This is a genomic window from Corynebacterium sp. HMSC035E02, assembly GCF_001836065.1.
Classification (GTDB): domain Bacteria; phylum Actinomycetota; class Actinomycetes; order Mycobacteriales; family Mycobacteriaceae; genus Corynebacterium; species Corynebacterium hiratae.
This window is the reverse complement of the sequence record NZ_KV827369.1, coordinates 165,252-185,703: the sequence shown is the minus strand read 5'-3', so window position 1 is coordinate 185,703 and position 20,452 is coordinate 165,252. Positions and strand designations below refer to the sequence as shown.

Below are 20,452 nucleotides of genomic sequence, written 5' to 3'. Positions count from 1 at the left end.
GTAGACCTCCGCACCCACCGGTGCGACTAGGCTTGGGGTCCATGCAGCACCGATTCTTTGAAGTAGATGTCTTCGCCACTGGTCCGTTCAGCGGAAATCCCCTCGCCGTGGTCGCGGATGCCGATGACTTGAGCACCGAAGAGATGCAGCGCATCGCGCACTGGACCAATTTCTCTGAGACGACGTTCCTGTGCTCGCCTACGGATCCACGCGCGGACTACCGGGTGAGGATCTTTACCCCCTACGAAGAGTTTCCTTTCGCCGGCCACCCCACGCTGGGCACCGCCCGGGTGGCAGCAGAGCTGCTTGAAAAAAGCGGCACCTTAATTCAGGAATGCGGTGTAGGCCTGGTCACCGTGCGCCAGGAGGACGGACGCTTCGCCTTCGCTACCCCACCCTTGGTGCGCGAGGGGGCTCTCAGCGATGCCGAACGAGCCGATGCAGCTGCAGTTCTCGGAGTTGACGTCGACCGCATCGTTGACTCCGGCTGGGTAGACAACGGCCCCGGATGGCGCCTCATCCAGCTGGATTCCGCCGAGGCAGTACGCGAACTCAACCCCACGCCCATGCCTGGCGTGAAGGTCGGTGTGGTCGGCCTCACCGGTGGCGATGCCCCCGCGTATGAAGTACGAGCCATTACCGGGCACTTCGAGGATCCCGTCACCGGGTCCTTCAACGGCGGGGCTGCCCAATTCCTCCGCGCCAAGAATGCAGTTCCTGCTCGCTACACCGCGGCCCAAGGTGGCCAGGTAGGACGCGCTGGTCGAGTCTTCATCGATGACGACGGCGAGAACATCTGGGTGGGCGGCAACGTCCGCGTGCGCGTTCGCGGCGCTCTGGAGTCCCGCGATGCCTAAGCCTTCCTTTCCTGTCGAGCTGCACACTGAGTTCGCCCGCCGCCTACCCCACCTCGTCGCAGAGGCCCGAGGGGAGGAACAGCCCGCGGCGCGGATCGTGGTGCTCAATGAACAGCTGGCTTCTGCGCTCGGGCTCGACCCAGACTGGCTGCGCAGCGATGAAGGCGTGGAGTTTCTCCTAGGCCGCGGCCCCATCGCTCCCCACGCCATGGCCTACGCCGGCTTTCAGTTCGGGCAGTACAACCCATCCATGGGTGATGGCCGCGCTCTCCTACTGGGAGAGGTCACCGGCCCCACCGCTCCCCATAACCCGGCAGGTCTGTGGGATCTGCACGCCAAGGGGACGGGACCCACACCGTACTCGCGCTTCGGCTCTGATGGTCGTGGCACACTGCGCTCGATGCTGCGCGAATATCTCTTCTCCGAGTCGATGCATGCCCTGGGGGTACCCACTACTCGGCCCCTCGCAGTCCTTGCCACCGGCCGCCCCATTCAACGCCACGTGGTGGAGGAGGCGGGCGTGCTGGTGCGCGTAGCCGCAAGCCACATTCGCGTCGGCTCCTTTCACTTCGCCGCGCAGTCCCAGCGGCCCGGAATGCTCGAACAGCTCGCTGACTACACCATTGAACGCCACTACCCCGGTGCCGACTATCAGGAGTTGTTCACCCGTGCCATGGATGCGCAAGCCGCTACGGTCGCCGGATGGATGCAGCTGGGCTTTATCCACGGCGTGATGAATACGGATAACACCACGCTATCGGGCGAGACCATCGACTACGGCCCCTGCGCATTCCTGGAAAACTATGATCCCGATACCTGGTTTAGTTCCATCGATACGCAGGGCCGCTACCGCTTTGGCCGCCAGCCCGACATGGTGGGATGGAACCTCGCGCGGCTCGCTGAATCCCTGCTGCCGCTTCTCGACGACTCCCCTGACTCCGCCCTCGCTTGGGCCCAGGAAGCCATCAATTCCTTTGCGGAACGCTTCGAGAAAGCACGTCGAGTCGAAGCCCTGCAGCGCTTGCAGATGCCTGAAGAGCTTTTTCGGAGCTACAGCACCGCACTCACTGAGGCGAGCCCTGACCTCACTCAGGCCCACCGAGCTCTCGTCAGCGCCGCGGCAGGTACACCGGCAGCCGCTTATGAGGCGTTCGCGGGCACGCAGTTCGTTGACGCCTACTGCGCGAGTGGCCCCGACGTTGCGCGACTCGAGCGAACCGTGCCGCGCGTGATTCCCCGTCCGCGTCTGGTCGAAGCCGCGCTGGGCGATCTGGATGAGTTCTCCCGCCTTCTCCAAGCTACGACCCACCCCTTCGATCCCGCACCGGACTATGAACAGCCCGGTGGCACGGAGGGCTATCTCACCTACTGCGGCACCTAAGAGCGCAAAATAGAAGGACACACACCACCGCCCCGAGTTCTCCGTAGGAAAGGAAACGGAGTCTCGGGGCGGTGGTGTGTCTCTATCTTTCACTGCCGCGCTCCCGGTCGGTTTCTCAGGCCGACCGCCCCGCGCGGCTGGGGTTCTCTCTATCTCTCGCATGCGCTCTCTCAAACGCACAACATAAGTATGGAGCATCCTCCTTGGCGAAGCGTTCCGATGCACTGGACGCTTCCTGCCAGTTACTGAGAGTTACCTGCGAAGCGAAAAGCGGGACTACTTGGACTCAAGCTGCAGGGTCTTCTGCGTGTACTCCCACATCTCCTCGTAGAGCTTCTTGTCCTTGGAGAGCTTGGTGCCGTAGGACGGAATCATTTCTTGGATCTTATCGCCCCACTGAATCATGTGCTCGCCGAAGCAGCGCTCCAGCAGCTCAATCATGATTGCCGGGGTGATGGAGGCACCCGGGGAAGCGCCGAGCAGGCCGGCGATATTGCCCTCGGGGTTGTTGATGAGGGTGGTACCGAACTCCAAGGAGCCGAATTGCGGTGCACCCGCCGGCTTAATGACCTGGACGCGCTGGCCAGCGATGACGGTCTCCCAATCGGCCGGATCGGCGCTCGGGACGTATTCCTTGAGGGTTTCGACGCGCTTGTCGAAGTCCTTGAGGACCTCGGTCACCAGGTACTTGGTCAGACCAAACTCCTGTGCTGCCACGCCCAGGTAAGAGGTGATGTTGTCGGGACGGATGGACTTGAACAGGTCCAGGTAGGAGCCCTTCTTCAGGAACTTCGGGGACCAGCCACCGTAGGGGCCAAACAGCAGGCCTTCTTCACCGTCGATGACACGGGTGTCCAGGTGCGGCACGGACATCGGCGGAGCACCGACGGCAGCCTTGCCATAGACCTTGGCGTGGTGCTGCTTGACCAGCTCCGGGTTCTTGGAGCGCAGCCACAGGCCAGAGACCGGGAAGCCCGCGAAACCAGAGACCTCACGGACACCTGCCTTGCGCAGCAGATCGAGCGCGTAACCGCCGGCGCCGACGAAGACAAACTTGGCGTGGACAGCTTCGTAATCACCGGTGTGCAGGTTCTTTGCTACCACACGCCACTTGGAACCGTCACGCTTAATATCGACGACCTCGTGGCCGTAGCGGATCTCGGTGCCTGCAGCCTTAGCTGCGGTGAAGAACTGCTTAGCCAGGGCGCCAAAGTTAACGTCAGTACCGGCATCGGTCCACGAGATGGCCACCTTCTGGGAGCCGAAATCGCGGCCCTCAGACATCAGGGGCAGCTTCTCCTGGAAGGTGGCGTCATCATCACTGAACTGCATGTTCGGGAACATGTGATTGTCCTTCAGCGCGTCGAAACGGCGCTTCAGGTAATCCACCTGAATGGAACCCTGCGCGAAGGACACGTGTGGAACCGGGTTAATGAAGGCCTTCGGGTCAGTGAGGATGCCGTTATTGAGCTGGTGGGACCAGAACTGGCGAGAAACCTGGAACTTCTCGTTGATGTTCAGGGCCTTGGAAACGTCAATGCGGCCGTTCTTCTCCGGGGTGTAGTTCAACTCGCACAGTGCAGAGTGGCCCGTACCGGCGTTATTCCACGGGGAGGAGGACTCAAGAGCAGGACCGTCCAAGCGCTCGAACACCATCTGAGTCCAGCTGGGCTCGAGTTCACGCAGCATGGCGCCGAGGGTGGCGCTCATGATACCTGCACCAATGAGTGCGACCTCAACCTCGTCTACTACTTGTGCTGTCTTCTTATCGGAGGACACTGTACTTATTACCTCTTAGAGTCGATGTATTCGATGTGGTCAAATGCCCTGCGCATGTGGGTGCGCAGGGCGCGGTGAGAAAGCGCTCGACGATGCTAAGGCCAAGCCGGCATACAGACCTCCACTCAGGAAGATCCGTCAAGCATTAATTCCACCTTACGCCCCTTCCTGCGAAATAGGCATTCCTCGAAACATAAATGCCCGAATCCCAAACCACCACCCCTTTTGAGGTGCAGGGCATATCAGCTCAGCTCCCCGCCCATCCGGACGGATCTGACCGCACGACCTATCATGAGCTCCATGACATTTGACAAACTCGAATGGTCAGAAGATCTTCTCGGCCCAGACTTTCAGGCTGCCACGCTCGAACTCGGCACCGATCCCGATGGTGAAGGCGATGTCTGCGCGACTCTCGTGCGCTACTGCCCCGCCGCCAACGCCCACGACGATCGCCCCGCCCTAGTGTGGGTCCACGGCATGACAGACTACTTCTTCCACGAGCACGTGGCCCGCTACTTCTATGAGCTTGGCTACGCCTTCTATGCAGTCGATTTGCGCAAATGTGGTCGCTCCCGCCGGGAGGGGCAAACCTGGCACTACATCAGTGATGTGCAGTATTACGATGCCGACCTCAACGCGGCCCTCGACGCCCTCCCCAACCCACGTGTCGTCATCATGGGACACTCCACAGCCGGCACCATCATCGCTCTGTGGCTCGATCGTCTTCGCCGCCACGACCCCGCGCGTTTCAGCCGTATCGCCGGTGTCGTTTTCAACAGCCCGTGGCTGGCCATGATGGGAATGTCGGAGGGCGCTTATGAGGTGGTCAAGCGCATAGTTTATGCCGGCGCTGCTATCGCTCCACGCGTCGAGCTACCCGCCGGGGATCTCACCACCTACGGGGAATCCATCCATTCCCACGAACAGGGCGAGTGGGATTTTGATCGCCGCTTGAAACCGCTGGGCGGGCACGCGAAATACTTGGGCTGGGTCGCTGCTGTTTTCCACGGCTTCGACGCCATCCATTCCGGGCGTATCACCATTGGAGTTCCACTGCTGACGATGACCTCGGCGCGCTCACAACTTGATCAGCCCTATAGCGAGTCCTCCAACACGGCCGATGTCGTCGTCGATGTCCGGCAAAGTCAGCGCTGGGCTAAGGAGCTGAGCTCGCGCTACACCCTCCACGTCGTCCAAGATGGCCGCCACGACCTTTTCCTCTCTCGGCCCGAACCGTTGGAGGACGCGCTGAATGCCGCGGCCGAGTGGCTTCGCGTCGTTGCGCCGATAAACGCAGAACAGCGTGCTCAGTAAGTGTGCGCGCTGCGCGCTCTTCGACCTCCAGAAGCCGCGGCTGTAGAACCTTTAGAATGGTCGCCATGACTTCTGCACAGCACTTTGATCTCGTCATCATTGGCACCGGGTCGGGAAACTCCATCCCCTCCCCCGAGTTTGACGATAAATCTATCGCCATCATTGAAAAGGGAACCTTCGGAGGTACCTGCCTCAACGTGGGCTGCATCCCTACAAAAATGTACGTCTATGCGGCCGACGTTGCGCTTGCTGCGCGTGAAGCCACGCGCCTTGGCGTCAGCGCCCACGTGGACGCTGTGGACTGGGAGGGCATTGTCAAGCGCGTTTTCGACAACCGCATTGATCTGATCGCCCAAGGCGGCGAAGAGTACCGCCGCGGGGAGGAGACCCCAAATATTACGGTCTTTGACCAACACGCGCGGTTCATCGGGCCAAAGACCCTGCAGGTGGGCGAGGACATTATTACTGGTGGCAACATCGTCATCGCTACCGGTTCGCGCCCGGTACTACCTGAGCCCTACGCCAGCGCAACTGCCCCGATCCATACCAACGAAGACATCATGCGCCTGGATAAACAGCCCCGCAGCCTCATCGTTGTCGGCGGCGGCTACATCGCTATGGAGTTCGCCCATGTCTTTGACGGCCTGGGCACCAAGGTGACCGTGGTCAACCGCTCGGAGACATTCCTCCGCTTCCTCGATGAAGACCTACGCTCACGCTTCAACGTCATCCTGCGAGAGCGTTTCGATGTCCGCATCGGTAGCGCCACGGCGGTGGAAGAAACCGCAGACGGTGTGCGCCTCACCTTGGATAACGGTGACGTCCTGGAAGCAGAGGCAATCCTTGTCGCCACCGGCCGCCAGCCTAACGGCGACCTGATGGATCTCTCCGCCAGTGGGATCGAGATGCACGAGGACGGACGCATCAAGGTCGACGAGTACGGCCGCACCACTTGTGAGGGCGTGTGGGCGCTGGGCGACGTCTCCTCGCCCTACATGCTCAAGCACGTCGCCAACGCGGAGCAGCGAGCAGTGCAGCACAATCTGTTGCACCCAGAGGATCTTCAGCCCATGCCCCACGAGCACGTTCCCGCCGCCGTCTTCACCCACCCGCAGATTGCGACCGTGGGCCTCACCGAAGCCCAGGCCCGCGAGCAGGGCTACGACGTCACAGTGAAGGTACAGAACTTCGGCGATGTCGCCTATGGCTGGGCCATGGAGGATTCAACGGGCGTCTGCAAGCTCATCGCCGACCGCTCGACCGGTCAGCTCCTCGGCGCTCACCTCATGGGCCCGCAAGCCTCCACTCTCATACAACAGTTAATCACCGCAATGAGCTGCGGCCTCGACATGCGCACGTTCGCCCGTTCACAGTATTGGATCCACCCGGCGTTGCCGGAGGTCGTCGAAAATGCCGTTTTGGGACTAGAGTGGCTAGAGTGATCGTTACAGATCGTTCAGTGATTTATTTCACACTACCCTTGAACTAATTTCCCCTTATTTATCTATTGGCATTACAAGGCCACCTTAACGCCCGCAACATCACTCAGCCAGCTTTCAGGGTTTAACCCAATTTGGGGGTACCCCTGCCGCTTGCGTAAAAGAACGCTCCAACTAGCGTGCATTTTGGCTGACCGTTGGATAGGTTTTATACAGACACCGGAACGAGTCGATGGTCTCTGTCGGCTCAGTGTGTTTTGGGGATACCAAACTCATCCCTATCCCTGTGAATCGAGGCTCCTCCGCCAGGAGGCCTTGCACGTACGACATTAAGGAATTTTGATATGCGTATCCGCAATGCAGCCCTCGCCGGCGCTACCGCTCTCGCAGTTGCCTTCGGCGGCTCCACCGTTGCCACCGCAGCCACCTTCGACGGCTCCAACACCACCGAAGCTGTCGAAGACGCAAAGGGCGGTCAGCCTTACGACAAGCCTGAGGGCTCCCTGTCCTCCAAGGTTGGCGGCTGGTTCAACGTCGACGAGGACGACAACATCGGCACCGAGGCTGACGGCCGTGCCATCTTTGGTTCCTCCAAGTCTGAGCACTGCGATGAGGGCGAAGCTGGCGAGTGCACCACCATCGGCGACCAGCCGACCTGGGCCAAGACCTTCTACGGCGTAGGCGTTGCTAGCGCCGTCGCTTCCATCGCCGGCCTCATCGGCGTGGTCTACAACTTCTTCGTCCACGGCCCGTCCTTCTAAGACGCCCCACACACTTTCCGAAAGGCTTAAACTTCATGCGTAACTTCCGCACCGCCGCTGTTGCTGCTGCAACCGCCGCCTCCGTTGCTTTCGCTGGCACCTCCGTTGCTTTCGCTGCTGAGAACACCGAGGAAACCTCCCTCTCCTCCGAGCTGTCCTCCGCAAACGAGAAGGTCAAGGAGGACGACAGCGACGCTACCCTGTCCTCCAAGTGGGGCGACGCTACCGAGGGTGACAAGAAGGTCACCGGCGCTGACCTCTTCGGCGAGAACACCGCTGATGACACCACCAACCCGACCTGGGCTAAGGCTTGGCGTGAGGGCACCTACGCTGCTATCGGCTCCGCCATCGCAGGTGCCCTGTTCGCTGCGTACAACTTCGCTGTGTACAACCACATTATCCCGGCACACGTGCTGGACCCGATCTTCCGCCGCTAATTAGTACGCGGACTCGCTGATTAGCTCAGCGCCTTAGAAAGCGCCCATCTCCTTTTACGGAGGTGGGCGCTTTGTCTATCTCCGACCTCTGGCGCAACGGGCGCACGCACCCCCTCCAAACTGACGAAAGTGCTCCGGATCCTTTGAAGGATCCGGAGCACTTTCGTCAACAAGGGCAGCTCTGTGCGTCTTAAGAGGTACTGTCTTAAGACCGAGCCTTACCGCCTCTTAGCTAGTCGAGTTCACCAGGCAGGGTAAGGATCTCGTTGCCGTCATCGGTGATAACGATGGTGTGCTCGAACTGGGCGGTGAACTTGCCATCGGTGTTCTGGACGGTCCAGCCGTTGTCCCAAATCTCATAGTCCAGCGAGCCCAGGTTGATCATCGGCTCGATGGTCAGCGTCATTCCTGGCTCAAGGATGTCGCGGTAGGTCATAGAGTCGTAGTGCAGCACGACGAGGCCGTTGTGGAAGGTGGGGCCTACACCGTGGCCAGTGAAATCGGTAACCACGTTGTAGCCGAAACGATTGGCATAAGACTCAATAACGCGACCAATAACGTTAATCTCACGGCCGGGCTTCGCCGCCTTGATGCCGCGCATCATCGCTTCCTTCGTGCGCTCCACCAACAGCTTGTGCTCCTCCGAGACATTGCCGGCGAGGAAGGTGGCGTTGGTATCGCCGTGCACACCATTCTTGAAGGCAGTGACGTCGATATTGACGATGTCGCCATCCTCAATCACCGTGGTATCCGGGATGCCGTGGCAGACAATCTCATTGAGGGACACGCAGCAGGATTTCGGAAAGCCCAAGTACCCCAGCGTCGACGGGTAGGCACCGTGATCGCACATATACTCGTGCGCAACGCGGTCAATCTCATCCGTGGTCACACCGGGAGCCACAGCCTTTCCGGCTTCCTGCAGAGCGTTGGCCGCTATGCGTGAGGCCTCACGCATGGCCTCAATGACCTCCGGGGTCTGCACAAATGGCTCGCCCTGCGCTTCCTGGACCGTATCTTTCCACACGTACTCTGGGCGTTCGATATCCTTCGGTACCGTGCGGATTGGAGTATCTTTTTCTTGTTTCAGCATCGCGCGCTTAGTCATAACTACTCATGGTAGCCCTCTTCCCCAGCACCCGACAAAGAGCACCATTGGCACACTCATGAGCGCGCGCTACTGCTCTTGTGCGGGAGCAACCTCGCCGTGGCCTTCCGCGCGGAGGGCATCCAAACGCTGTAGGAAGTTATCAGTGATGTTGACGGAAATCGTCGAGCCACCACCCAACACCACGAGAGTGGCGAAAGCAATGTCATCATCGCGGAAACCGGTAAACCACGCGTGCGAGCCGTCGTTGATTTCTGCCTCACCGGTCTTTCCATAAATGGTTCCCTGTGCTTGCATACCCGCCGCAGTACCGCTCGCCACCACCTGACGCATCATGTCCCGTACCTGATTCAGCGTCTCCTCACTCGGCGCGGGGACCTCCTCGGAAACCTTGGTCTCCCGTGTCTCGATGAGAGTCGGCGTCGGGGTCCTGCCAGCCGCTACTGTCGAAGAAACAAGCGCCATGCCAAAGGGAGAGACAAGGTCAAGGCCCTGGCCATAGCCGGCTTCCGTGCGTTCAAGCGGGGTTTCTCCCTCTGGGATCGAACCGGTAATCGTCGAGAGCCCCGGCACCTCATAGTCGATGCCCAGCCCGTATTGCTTGCCCACGTCGCGAAGCTCACCCTTGGGGAGGTCGGTCGAGATCTGCGCGAACGTGGTGTTGCAGGATTGTGCAAAGGCTTGGCGCAGCGGTACCGAACCGAGCGAGAACCCGTTGTAGTTGGTCACGGTGCGCCCGTACAGATCCATGGTGCCCGGGCAGGGCACGATGGAATCTGTGGACAGGCCTTGCTTGTCGACGCCCGCCGAGGCCGTAATAATCTTGAAGACCGATCCGGGAGGGAACTGGCCTTGGAGGGCGATGTCGCCCTTCTTATCTGCTTCCGGGGTTTGCGCCACGGCCAGAATTTCGCCCGTGGAGGGGCGCATGGCCACAATCATGGCCTCGTACCCGGGGTGCAGATTAATGGCTTCTTGCGCAGCACGCTGAACGTCATAATCCAGCGAAACCTTGATGGACGGAGCCGCTTCGGGCTCGTGATACTCGACGTCGGATAGCGCAGCCCCGTGTTCGTTCACGACAGAGACGGACCAACCATTCTTGCCATCGACTTCTTCAGAAACCATGGATCGCACACGGGAGAGGATGTCGGGTGCCAGGCCGGTATCGCGAGTGATGAGCGCCGGCTCCTCATTGAAGCGAATCCCCTTCTGGTTTTCCAGGACGGGACGCAGCCTCGCTGCCTGGGCCTCGTTGAGAATGGTGACCGAGTAGGAGCCATCGATTCCTTCGAGGTTTGTGGCAAGTTCGCCAGAATCAACCTCCGGAATGGAATCATCCTCCCGATGCGCTTGGCTCAAAGCGCCGGAAATCTTAGCTGCCAGCGGACGCGGGTCATCGACAGCGTCGGTATCGACAACAAGGCGGTATTGCAGCCCCGGTGACATCAGCTCGACGCCATCGGAGGAGACCACGCCTGCGCGCTTCGGCGCGACTGAGCGCAGCTCGAGGTGCTGGTGTGCGCCGAGATCGGGGTGAATGATGCTGGGCTGCCAGCGGACAGTCCAGTCCTTGTCCTTGCGAGTCAAGGCCATAGACGTGTCATAGCGGAGGGAACGATTACGCGGCAGCGTCCACGTCACTGAATAGTGCGCGGTGGCCTGAGCCTCTTCCTGATCTACCCCGGTCAGCTCGACGTCAAGGCCCTCTGCTTGGAGGCCGGCGAAGGTGGCGTCGAGGGTGTTCGTGGCGGTGGTTCCGTCATCGATCAGCTGTACCAGCTCTTCATTGTTGCGAGTTTCCATGCTCTCAAGAAACTCTTCTGCAATTGGGCGCGCGGACACCGGCTTGGGGGTACATCCCACCACAGACGACGCCGCGAAACCTACCGCACCCAGCAGCGCCACGAACCTCTTCATGCTTGGGCAGCGTAGCAGCCTGGGGCGGCGCGGCGGCCACCCCACACCGCAGGGCGTGCTACTTGGTAACGCGAACCTCAGCCTTGGCGCCTTCCACGGCCTCGAGGCCTTGCTCCTCCGCCAGGCGCATCGCTTCTTCGATCAGCGTTTCCACGATCTTGGATTCAGGAACGGTCTTGATGACCTCACCCTTGACGAAGATCTGGCCCTTGCCGTTACCGGAGGCCACACCGAGATCTGCATCGCGGGCCTCGCCCGGGCCGTTCACCACGCAACCCATGACGGCCACGCGCAGCGGGAATTCCATGCCGTCGAGGCCTTCGGTGACTTCGTTGGCCAGCTTGTACACGTCCACCTGCGCGCGACCACAGGACGGGCAGGAAACAATCTCCAGCTTGCGCGGGCGCAAGTTGAGGGACTGCAGGATCTGGTCGCCGACCTTGATTTCTTCCACCGGATCCGCCGAGAGGGACACGCGGATGGTGTCGCCGATGCCTTCGGCAAGCAGGGCGCCGAAAGCAACCGAAGACTTGATGGTGCCCTGGAATGCGGGGCCGGCCTCGGTGACGCCAAGGTGCAGCGGGTAGTCACACTGAGCGGCGAGCTGACGGTAGGCCTCCACCATGACGACTGGGTCGTTGTGCTTCACGGAAATAGCGATATCGCCATAACCGTGCTCCTCAAAGAGGCCAGCTTCCCACAGTGCGGACTCGACGAGGGCCTCCGGGGTTGCCTTGCCGTATTTCTCCATGATGCGCTTGTCCAAGGAACCTGCGTTGACGCCGATGCGAATCGGAATACCGGCATCGCCCGCCGCCTTGGCGACTTCCTTCACGCGACCATCAAATTCCTTGATGTTGCCCGGGTTGACGCGCACGGCAGCGCAGCCGGCGTCGATGGCGGCGAAGATGTACTTGGGTTGGAAGTGGATGTCGGCGATCACGGGGATCGGAGACTTCTTGGCAATCGCCGGCAAAGCCTCCGCGTCCACCGTCTTCGGGCAGGCAACGCGAACGATGTCGCAGCCCGATGCGGTCAGCTGGGCAATCTGCTGAAGGGTGGCGTTGACGTCGTGCGTCTTCGTCGTGGTCATCGACTGCACTGAAATGAGGTGATCAGAGCCCACACCAACCTGGCCAACCATGAGCTGGCGCGTCTTGCGGCGCGGCGCCAAGGTAGGGGGTGGGCCGTCGGGGATTCCAAGACCAATAGGGGTCGACATGTGCGCTCCTTGCTAATTGGGGTTTAACGCCCCCACTCTAGCACCGCACGGGGCAGCCGGATCACTAGCCAAATAGCCGGATCGGATTGACCACATCCGCAATCATGATGAGCGCGCCCACCGCCATGAGGAGGAAAGCCAGCACATAGGTAATAGGCATGAGCTTGGTATAGTCTGCCGGCCCCTTCGGCTCCTTGCCCATGAGGCGGCGCAGAGCATCGCGGATCTTCTCATAGATGATGACGGCGATGTGACCACCATCAAAAGGCGGCAACGGGATGAGGTTAAACAGCGCGAGGAAGAAATTGAGAGTGGCCAACATCATAAAGAAGGAGGACCACAGGCTGCGCTCCACTAGTTCGCCGCCCACACGGGAGGCCCCCACCACGGACATGGGGCCGTTGACATCGCGCTCCTGCCCAAAGATGGAAGCCACCACACCCGGAATCTTTGCGGGGAACTGGGCGATTCCTTGGACCGTGGCGTTGAGTGCATAGCCCGAGTAGCGGGCGGTCGCCGGGATAGCGTCGACAAAGGAGTAGGTCTCCCTGATGTCGATTACCTGGTTACTCATGCCGATGGCACCGACCTCCACCAGTTGCCCCTCGGCGTTGAGCCGGGTCACCGTCGACAGGGTGATGTCGAAGTCACGCGGAGCGCCATCGCGTTCCACTGTGAGGGTGACGGTTTCGCCCGGGTGGGTCATGACGGTGTCTCGAAGCTGGGCGAAGGAATCCATCGTTTCACCGTTGAGCGCTAGAACGATGTCCCCTGGTTCTACTCCCGCTTCACCTGCCGGGCCCAGCCCTTGGCAGGAATCTAGGGTGCCGTCAGCCTTCTGGTTCACAGCACAGGACACTTCACCAACGCGCGGGCGCACATCCGCGTCTGGGTTGGGCAGGCCCGTGGTCATGGCAATGATCAGCAGGATAATGAAACCCAACAGCAGGTTGACCGTGATTCCACCAGCCAGCACGATGATGCGCTGCCATGCCGGCTTCTTGTACATGGCGTAGGGCTCTTCCTCCTCGGTGAGGAACTCATCCTGCGCGGTCATGCCCGCGATATCACAGAAGCCGCCCACCGGGAACGCCGCGAGGCCATATTCGGTATGGCCCCGCGTAAAGGACGCTATGCGGGGTCCGAAGCCGATGAAGTAGCGCCGCACTCGCATCCCGAAGGCACGGGCGGTGAACATGTGGCCTGCCTCGTGTAGGGCAACGGTGATGCCGATCCCCAAAGCGAAGAGGATAATACCGAGGACATTTGCCATAAACTCTGAGGCTTTCTAACGAGCGAGCGAATCCACCAGCGCGTTCGCGCGACGGCGGGCCTCACCTTCCACAGCGAGGACATCATCGACGCTAGAGGGTACACCAGCGAACTCCGAGGCCTGACCCACGACGTGGCTAACCACGTCAACAATTTCCGGGAAGTGGATGCGACCCGCCAGGAAAGCCGCTGCTGCCTCCTCGTTCGCAGCGTTATATACAGCGGCATGCGTGCCGCCGGCAGCGGCTACCTCGCGGGCAAGGCGAACGGCTGGGAAGGCTTCGTCATCGAGCGGCTCGAAGCGCCAGTCATGAGCGGCGGAAAAGTCCAACGCCGGCTGAGCGCCGGGTACTCGGTGTGGCCAGTCCAGCGCCAACGAGATCGGCAGCTTCATCGACGGCGGGGAACACTGCGCAATCGTGCAGCCATCGGTGAAGGTGGCCATGGAGTGCACGATGGATTGGGGGTGAACGGTGACATCAATAAGGTCCGGGTGGATGTCGAACAGCAAGGTCGCCTCGATGAGCTCAAGGCCCTTATTCACCAAAGTCGCCGAATTCAGGGTGTTCATCTGCCCCATCGACCACGTCGGGTGTTGCGCTGCTTGCTGCGGGGTGACATCCCACATCTCCTCGCGGGTCCAGCCACGGAAAGGACCACCGGAGGCAGTAAGAACGAGGCGCTCGAGCTCCACACCGCTGCCCGCACGCAGGCACTGCGCCATGGCGGAATGCTCGGAATCCACCGGAATAATCTGCCCCTCCCCCGCCAAGCGGGTGACGATGGAGCCGCCGGCGACAAGGGATTCTTTGTTCGCCAACGCCAACAGCTCGCCCTTCTCCAAGGTGGCGATGGTGGAGGCCAAGCCCATGGATCCAACAAGTGCGTTGAGAACCTTATCCGCATCGATGGCCTTGACAAGTTGTTCTGCGGAGTCTGGGCCCGACAGCACAGCGCCGCCGAGAGCCTCGGAAACGGTGCGGGCCGCCTCGGGCTTAGCGACGGCCACGTGGTCAAACGAAAGGTTGAGAGCGCGGGCCTGCTCAATAACGAGCTGTGGGTTGGACCCACCGGCAGCGATACCCACGACTGTGAATTTATCTGGATTATCCGCGATAACGTCCAGAGCCTGGGTGCCAATCGAGCCAGTAGAGCCGAGAATCAGAATGCGTTGGGTACTCACCCTGTTCACACTAGCCGGAGTCATAGGTGCTCCGATAGCGAAAGGCGGGGGTGTTTAATCGCGGTTGTCGGCAGGATCATTTAAACTACTACACAGAATAACTGGCATTTTTCGTGCGCTCGCTCGACTCAACTAGTTCTATCCAGGGTGAGCTGCATGTACACGCAAAGGAGAGCAAGTGTCTTCCCACAAGCCGGCATCGCAGGTTTTCGACGGCGTATCCACCGATGACGTCCCGTCCGCAGGTTTCGGTTGGTCCCGCATCAGCCGCTCGGGCGTACAGATCGCCGGCTGGACGTCCGTCGTCTTCCTGCTTGCTTATAACTTTGGTAACCACAAGGGCCACGTGGAGACGATTTGGCTGATCACTCTGGCAGTCCTTATCGCCCTCGGTTTGGTGATTTACGCCCTGCAGCCGAAGCTCTCCCAGGTGCGCACCTTGACCGCCCGTAACAAGCCGGTAGGCCACGAGGAGCCGGACTGGGCATACGAGCAGAAGACCGTTCACAACGTCTACGCTTCCCTGACTGATGATGAGCTGCGTGCCCTCAACATCGAGCCTTCTCGCGTTGCCCACCTTCGTGATGTGACCGAAGGCCGCCACGCTGCCAAGCCGGTGGCTAACTAACGCTTCTTCGCTTTACGCAAAGCTCCCTTTCTGCAGTTCACGGATGGCCTGCAGAAAGGGAGCTTTGTTTTATCTCTTTCACTCCTAGGTCACGTATCGGTTGACCACCGCGTAGATTTCCGGGGTTCGCTCTTGTGCTCTGTTTCCAGCGAAGCGCCAGACAACGGCGTAAACCAGCGCCGGAACCAGCAGCGAAACCATTACTGCAACGTAAAGCAGCCAGCCTCCTCGCTCGTAAACGAGGGCAGAAACCACGATCCCCGGAAGCGCGGGCACCCACACCAACAGCATGCCGACAAACGCAGTGAGAAAAGCACCAGCGGAATAGCCAGATTTATCATTCCACCGGTTCTGCCCAGGGGCGGACAAGGGATATGGGTTAAGCACAGTAAGGCCCAAGCCCACCGCCGCCGTGGAGATAAATACTCCTAGGGCCACAGCTGTGCTCACCATGCCCAAGGTGCCGTCATCACCAAAGACAAGAACCACTACGGCAAGCAGAACAAACCCAATCAAAGGAATAGTCACGTGTGCGAGGTGGCGCGCATGAAGTATGGTGCGCGGGGCAACCGGCGCCACCATGTGGACCCAGTTCGATGGCCCGTCGAAGCCATAATCATTAGCCAAGAGCGAAGAGAGCACGATTGCGCTGAAGCACAGCATAAAATAGGCGGTGAAGTCCTCGCCCTTCCACAGCTGATAGAGCGTCACCACGCCAAACAGAGGCATCATGTACAGCATGCCTGTTTGCCGCTTGTCACGGGTGAGATAACGCAACGCGCGGGTATATTCCATCGCCGCCGGACTGGAATAAGACCACGCGCCCAACTCCAACTTGGATACTCCCTTGCCCGTCACCTCGCTGGCTGCGTCACCACCCGCTCCCGGATTGCGCATGAGGCCGGTTATCTGACGGGACCACACCCATGCCAACAGGCCAAGGCTGGCCACCGCGATCAGTAGTTGGGCTAGGGCGGTGATGAGCTGGCCGTCGGCAAGCGCGAGCGCCCACCCCACCCCTGCGCCAAACGGGGTCCAGGCGCTGACAGCGCCTACCGTGTTTAGCGGCGGCAAAGACTCCAAGACGCTCTGCGCCTGCAGCATGCCAAAGACGAGCAGGCCCATAACCACCATCGCCGCGATTTGGGTGCGGGATTTCTGGGAATCTGCGATAGCGGAAGCCACTTGGCCAAGGCATTCGCCGAAGATAATGGTCGTGACACACGACAGAACCATGCCGACGACGAAGGGCACTGCGGCCCACCCAGGCCCCGTCAGTATAAGGAAGATGCTGCCGATGATCGCATATACCAGGGAAAAGACAACCGACATGATGGCGCGGGTAGTCAACAAGCTGGAAAGGAAGAGGCCCGGAAGAACCTCGCGGGGAGTCAGAGGAAGAGCTCCCAGGGTTGTCGGGCTCAACTGGTTCTCCCCCGCCGGCATGAAAAGAGCGAGGAGAACGTAGATGAGCATGCCGCCTGCCACCCCGACGGTCAGCGCTTGGTAACCGTGACCCGGGGTGGTGATATCGGAATACACCATGAAGGCGAGCGAAACGAGACCGATAGCCCCGTAGAGAAGCATCATCAGCCCCATGATGAGCGTCGACGGGTTGGAGGCGACACTGCGCCACCACAGGGTGCGGTGAAGCCTGAACAGAGTGGACGTCATTCGCGCTCACCTGCCGACGGGGAGCGCAGCCACCCAAACTTCGAGACGTCCAGATCCCGTCCCCCAACGGCCGCGATGAACAGATCGCTCAGGCTTTGGCCCTGGCGGACATCCTCAACGTGGCCTGCGGTGATGACTTGGCCGCCGTTGATGATCGCAACGTGATCGCATAGACCCTCAACAAGCTCCATGACGTGCGAAGACAAAATAACCGTGCCGCCACGCGCAGCATAGGCGCGCAGCATCTGCTGGATGAGGCGCCCGGAGACCGGATCCACGGCTTCCAGCGGCTCATCCAAGATGAGCACCTCTGGGTTGTGCAGGACAGCGCCGGCCAAGAGGATCTTTTTGGTCATGCCGGCGGAATAATCCGCGATGCGTTTGTCGGCGGCATCGGAGAGGGAGAGGGCGTCGAGAAGCTCCTGCGCACGGCGCAGCGACTCGGCGCGTTCCAGCTTGTGCAAAGCACCGAGGTAGTGGAGATACTCAGCGCCCGTGAGGCGGTCAAAGACCGGCGCACCATCCATGAGCAGACCCATGGCCCGCTTGGCGGGAATGGGCTCCTCCCACACATTGTGACCAGCGATGAAGCTGGAGCCTGAATCGGGACGCTGGAGGCCACAGGCCATGGTCAGCATCGTGGTCTTGCCCGCACCGTTGGGCCCCACTATCCCGTAGATGGATCCGCGTGGAACATCCAGGTTGAGGCTATTGACAGCGATCTGAGAACCAAAGGACTTGCGCAGATCGCGCACCGCCAGAGCTTGGGTGCGCGGATCAGCGGCTAAGTCCGCACGATAAGGATGAGTCATAAGCATTAACGGTATCAAGAACCATTAATGCTTTGTTCTCCGAAAAACTATCGTTAGGAAACTGTAAGCAGAGCCCTTAAGCGGTCTCGCGCTCGTCGGCGGCAAGCTGGCCACAGGCCGCAGCGATTTCATCGCCCTTGGTATCGCGCACGGTGCACGGCACGCCCTGCGCGATAACGCGGCGAACGAACTCGTCCTGGCGCGCCTTCGGAGCGGCGTCCCACTCGGAACCCGGCGTGGGGTTAAGCGGAATGACGTTGACGTGAACCTTGGAGCCCAGCGCCGCATGGAGCTTCCGGCCCAGCATGTCGGCGCGGAAATCCTGATCGTTCTTATCGCGGATCAGCGCATACTCGATGGAGACGCGGCGGCCAGACTTATCGGCATAGTACTTGGCGGCGTCGAGCACCTCCTCGACCGGCCAGCGGTTGTTGACAGGCACGAGAGTATCGCGCAGCTCGTCGTCCGGGGTGTGCAGGGACACTGCGAGGGTGCAGGACAAATCCTCATCCGCGAGCTTGCGGATGGCCGGGGCCAGCCCCACCGTCGATACAGTGACGTTGCGCTGGGACAGGCCGAAGCCGCTGAGATCAGGTCCGGTAATCTGGCGCACCGCATGAACCACGCGCTTGTAGTTGGCCAGCGGCTCGCCCATGCCCATGAAGACAACGTTGCTTAAGCGCCCGCCTTCCTCTTCCATAAGGCGAGCAGCGTGCCTAAACTGCTCCACGATTTCCGCGGTGGACAGGTTGCGGTCCAGCCCGCCCTGGCCGGTGGCGCAGAACGGACAGGCCATGCCGCACCCGGCCTGGGAGGAGATACACAGGGTGGCGCGCCCTGGGTAGCGCATGAGCACGGACTCCAGCAGCGTGCCGTCGTGCAAACGCCACAGGGACTTGGTGGTCTCGCCGTCGTCGGTGGAAGTCTGCCGGATGGGTTGCATGAGCGTGGGGAACAAACGCTCCTGGACTGCCTCACGGGAGGCAGCCGGGATATCCGTCATCTCGGAAACATCGGCGGTGTGGTGGACGTAGTAGTGCTTGGCCAGCTGCTTTGCCCGGAACTTAGGCAGGCCAAGTTCCGCGAGCGCCTCAATGCGCTCGGCCTCGGTCAGGTCCGCGAAGTGCTTCGGGGGTAGCCCGCGGCGCGGAGCGGAGAAATTCAGTTTCAGTGGTTCAGCCATGGTAGAGCCCATTTTCCACGTTTTCAGCCACATTATCCAATCTAGGCTCTGCTGGAGTGGCGAAAGTGACATCTCAACCTATTTAATAGATGCATGACGAATCCAGAAAACTCCCCTGAGGAATTCCGCACCCCCGCCCCGGCCGACGAGCCGCTGACCGACCTGTCTGCGGAAACCACTTCCGGTGGCGGTGCGGTGGAGCCGGCTCCGCGCGCAACCGACTATGACAATAAAAATGACGGAAAGGTCAAGGGCTCCTTCGCCGCCAGCACGTGGATTGCCCTCATCGTGGGCTTCTTGCTGCTCATCGTCCTTATCATCTTCATCCTGCAGAACCAGCACCAAGTACCGCTGAACTTCCTTAACTGGTCAGTGCAGTTCCCCGCCGGTGTCACTTACCTCATCTGCGCCATTGCCGGCGCGCTCATTATGGCCCTGGTGGGCGGCTGGCGCATGTTCGAGTTGCGCCGCCAGGTACGCAAGCAAGCGCGCCGCTAAGACCTACGGCGCCAGGGTGGTCAGGAAGCTCATTGCCACCCACGTGACCATCGCGGATGGCAGCATGCCATCCAGGCGGTCCATGATGCCGCCGTGACCGGGCAGCAAGGCAGACATATCCTTGATGCCCAATTCCCGCTTAAACTGAGACTCCACCAAGTCACCGAGGGTGGCGCAGAAAACGAGCCCGAGGCCCATGAGCGCGCCCACCCATGGAGTGTGGTGCAGCAGGAACGCGAAACTCAATGCACCGGTCAGGGTGCCGAAAACTACCGAGCCGGCAAAGCCCTCCCACGACTTCTTGGGGCTCACCGCGGGGGCCATGGGGTGCGATCCAAACATCACGCCGGCGATGAAACCACCGGTGTCGGAGGCGACGACGCAGAGCATAAACACGACAATCGACGCCGCCCCCGAGGCGAAGGGGGTCTCCACCCGCGAAAGCATCGCGGCAAAAGTGCCAAAAAGTGGGATCCAGGTGAGAACGAAAATACCCACGGACATATCGCGCAAATAGTTGATCGGGGGGCGATGTCTGCCGTTGTGAAAGAGGCGGCCGAACATGAGCGCCAAGACCGCAACCACATAAACCGCGACGAGGCCGGAGGCATTGAGGAACCACGAGACCCACACCATGGCTTGTCCCAAGACGATGAGCAACGTCCGCGGGACGTAGTAGGAGTGCTCCCGCAGCCTGGTAAGGACCTCCCACATGGCTAAGCCCAGCGCTGTGGCTACGACGAGGTACCACACAAGGGGCCCGGCCCACACCGCAAAGACAACGAGCGCACCCAAACCAACACCAACGGCAATCGCCGCGGGCATGTCTCGACCCGCGGAGTTTTTGGGTTTGGGCATTCGGCTCGAGTGCTCAGTGCTCACGCGTGCTCCTCATTCAATCGTGGGGTAAGTCAAGTTCTACACAGAAAAGACCGCCGTGCTGGTCGGTGCCTGGCGCGGCGGCAAGTCAAAACTCTGTGAGCGCGG

General features: G+C 60.6%; 18 protein-coding genes. 8 read left to right on the top strand and 10 right to left on the bottom strand.

Features of this window, described 5'->3' with window-relative positions; translation table 11 throughout:
• Positions 1-41: 41 nt before the first annotated feature.
• Both HMPREF2635_RS10440 and HMPREF2635_RS10435 read left to right on the top strand, forming a co-directional pair.
• A complete protein-coding gene (locus HMPREF2635_RS10440; protein WP_049155414.1) occupies positions 42-857 on the top strand; it encodes a PhzF family phenazine biosynthesis protein in 816 nt (271 codons plus the stop codon).
• A complete protein-coding gene (locus HMPREF2635_RS10435) occupies positions 850-2,238 on the top strand; it encodes a protein adenylyltransferase SelO family protein (RefSeq protein ID WP_049155412.1) in 1,389 nt (462 codons plus the stop codon). The genes HMPREF2635_RS10440 and HMPREF2635_RS10435 overlap by 8 nt, the downstream gene beginning before the upstream one ends.
• A 276-nt stretch (positions 2,239-2,514) precedes the next feature.
• Here HMPREF2635_RS10435 and mqo read toward each other — a convergent pair whose 3' ends face one another.
• Complete coding sequence (gene mqo, locus HMPREF2635_RS10430) at positions 2,515-4,017, bottom strand: malate dehydrogenase (quinone) (protein ID WP_070682006.1); 1,503 nt, start codon at positions 4,015-4,017, stop codon at positions 2,515-2,517.
• 300 nt (positions 4,018-4,317) lie between these two features.
• On the opposite strand from mqo, the gene HMPREF2635_RS10425 reads away from it, so the two are divergent.
• The 4 genes from HMPREF2635_RS10425 to HMPREF2635_RS10410 all read left to right on the top strand — a co-directional run bounded on the left by HMPREF2635_RS10425 (position 4,318) and on the right by HMPREF2635_RS10410 (position 7,968).
• Positions 4,318-5,331: an alpha/beta hydrolase gene (locus tag HMPREF2635_RS10425; protein WP_070754224.1), complete on the top strand. Its 1,014-nt coding sequence runs from the start codon at positions 4,318-4,320 to the stop codon at positions 5,329-5,331.
• 56 nt (positions 5,332-5,387) lie between these two features.
• Positions 5,388-6,773 carry a mycothione reductase gene (mtr, locus tag HMPREF2635_RS10420; RefSeq protein ID WP_070545809.1) on the top strand — a complete coding sequence of 462 codons (1,386 nt, stop codon included), beginning with the start codon at positions 5,388-5,390 and terminating at the stop codon, positions 6,771-6,773.
• A gap of 341 nt (positions 6,774-7,114) precedes the next feature.
• The gene (locus tag HMPREF2635_RS10415; protein ID WP_049155406.1) at positions 7,115-7,531 is read left to right on the top strand and encodes a hypothetical protein; all 417 of its coding nucleotides are present in this window, start codon (positions 7,115-7,117) and stop codon (positions 7,529-7,531) included.
• 35 nt (positions 7,532-7,566) lie between these two features.
• Complete coding sequence (locus HMPREF2635_RS10410) at positions 7,567-7,968, top strand: hypothetical protein (protein ID WP_070512652.1); 402 nt, start codon at positions 7,567-7,569, stop codon at positions 7,966-7,968.
• Between the two features lie 232 nt (positions 7,969-8,200).
• On the opposite strand, the gene map is transcribed toward HMPREF2635_RS10410, so the two are convergent.
• The 5 genes from map to dxr all read right to left on the bottom strand — a co-directional run bounded on the left by map (position 8,201) and on the right by dxr (position 14,694).
• Positions 8,201-9,073: a type I methionyl aminopeptidase gene (map, locus tag HMPREF2635_RS10405; protein WP_046648064.1), complete on the bottom strand. Its 873-nt coding sequence runs from the start codon at positions 9,071-9,073 to the stop codon at positions 8,201-8,203.
• Between the two features lie 69 nt (positions 9,074-9,142).
• A complete protein-coding gene (locus tag HMPREF2635_RS10400) occupies positions 9,143-10,993 on the bottom strand; it encodes a penicillin-binding transpeptidase domain-containing protein (protein ID WP_070821719.1) in 1,851 nt (616 codons plus the stop codon).
• A gap of 58 nt (positions 10,994-11,051) precedes the next feature.
• Positions 11,052-12,215: a flavodoxin-dependent (E)-4-hydroxy-3-methylbut-2-enyl-diphosphate synthase gene (gene ispG / locus HMPREF2635_RS10395; protein WP_070821718.1), complete on the bottom strand. Its 1,164-nt coding sequence runs from the start codon at positions 12,213-12,215 to the stop codon at positions 11,052-11,054.
• 64 nt (positions 12,216-12,279) lie between these two features.
• A complete protein-coding gene (locus HMPREF2635_RS10390) occupies positions 12,280-13,488 on the bottom strand; it encodes a M50 family metallopeptidase (RefSeq protein ID WP_070682011.1) in 1,209 nt (402 codons plus the stop codon).
• 15 nt (positions 13,489-13,503) lie between these two features.
• Positions 13,504-14,694: a 1-deoxy-D-xylulose-5-phosphate reductoisomerase gene (dxr, locus tag HMPREF2635_RS10385; protein WP_070515649.1), complete on the bottom strand. Its 1,191-nt coding sequence runs from the start codon at positions 14,692-14,694 to the stop codon at positions 13,504-13,506.
• 154 nt (positions 14,695-14,848) lie between these two features.
• Between dxr and HMPREF2635_RS10380 the strand changes: the two genes are divergently transcribed.
• Positions 14,849-15,298, top strand: coding sequence for a DUF2631 domain-containing protein (locus tag HMPREF2635_RS10380; protein WP_070515651.1), 450 nt, complete (start codon positions 14,849-14,851; stop codon positions 15,296-15,298).
• Positions 15,299-15,382: 84 nt separating this feature from the next.
• On the opposite strand, the gene HMPREF2635_RS10375 is transcribed toward HMPREF2635_RS10380, so the two are convergent.
• The 3 genes from HMPREF2635_RS10375 to rlmN form a co-directional block, all read right to left on the bottom strand.
• Complete coding sequence (locus tag HMPREF2635_RS10375) at positions 15,383-16,972, bottom strand: ABC transporter permease (protein ID WP_070515652.1); 1,590 nt, start codon at positions 16,970-16,972, stop codon at positions 15,383-15,385.
• Positions 16,969-17,790, bottom strand: coding sequence for an ABC transporter ATP-binding protein (locus HMPREF2635_RS10370; protein ID WP_070515655.1), 822 nt, complete (start codon positions 17,788-17,790; stop codon positions 16,969-16,971). Before HMPREF2635_RS10370 ends, HMPREF2635_RS10375 begins: the two co-directional genes overlap by 4 nt.
• Before the next feature lie 70 nt (positions 17,791-17,860).
• Positions 17,861-18,967: a dual-specificity RNA methyltransferase RlmN gene (gene rlmN / locus HMPREF2635_RS10365; RefSeq protein WP_046648137.1), complete on the bottom strand. Its 1,107-nt coding sequence runs from the start codon at positions 18,965-18,967 to the stop codon at positions 17,861-17,863.
• A 93-nt stretch (positions 18,968-19,060) separates the two neighbouring features.
• Between rlmN and HMPREF2635_RS10360 the strand changes: the two genes are divergently transcribed.
• Entirely contained in the window at positions 19,061-19,465 is a 405-nt protein-coding gene (locus tag HMPREF2635_RS10360; RefSeq protein WP_070821717.1) for a LapA family protein, read from the top strand.
• Positions 19,466-19,468: 3 nt separating this feature from the next.
• Here HMPREF2635_RS10360 and HMPREF2635_RS10355 read toward each other — a convergent pair whose 3' ends face one another.
• Positions 19,469-20,323, bottom strand: coding sequence for a phosphatidate cytidylyltransferase (locus tag HMPREF2635_RS10355; RefSeq protein ID WP_175973262.1), 855 nt, complete (start codon positions 20,321-20,323; stop codon positions 19,469-19,471).
• Between the last annotated feature and the right edge of the window lie 129 nt (positions 20,324-20,452).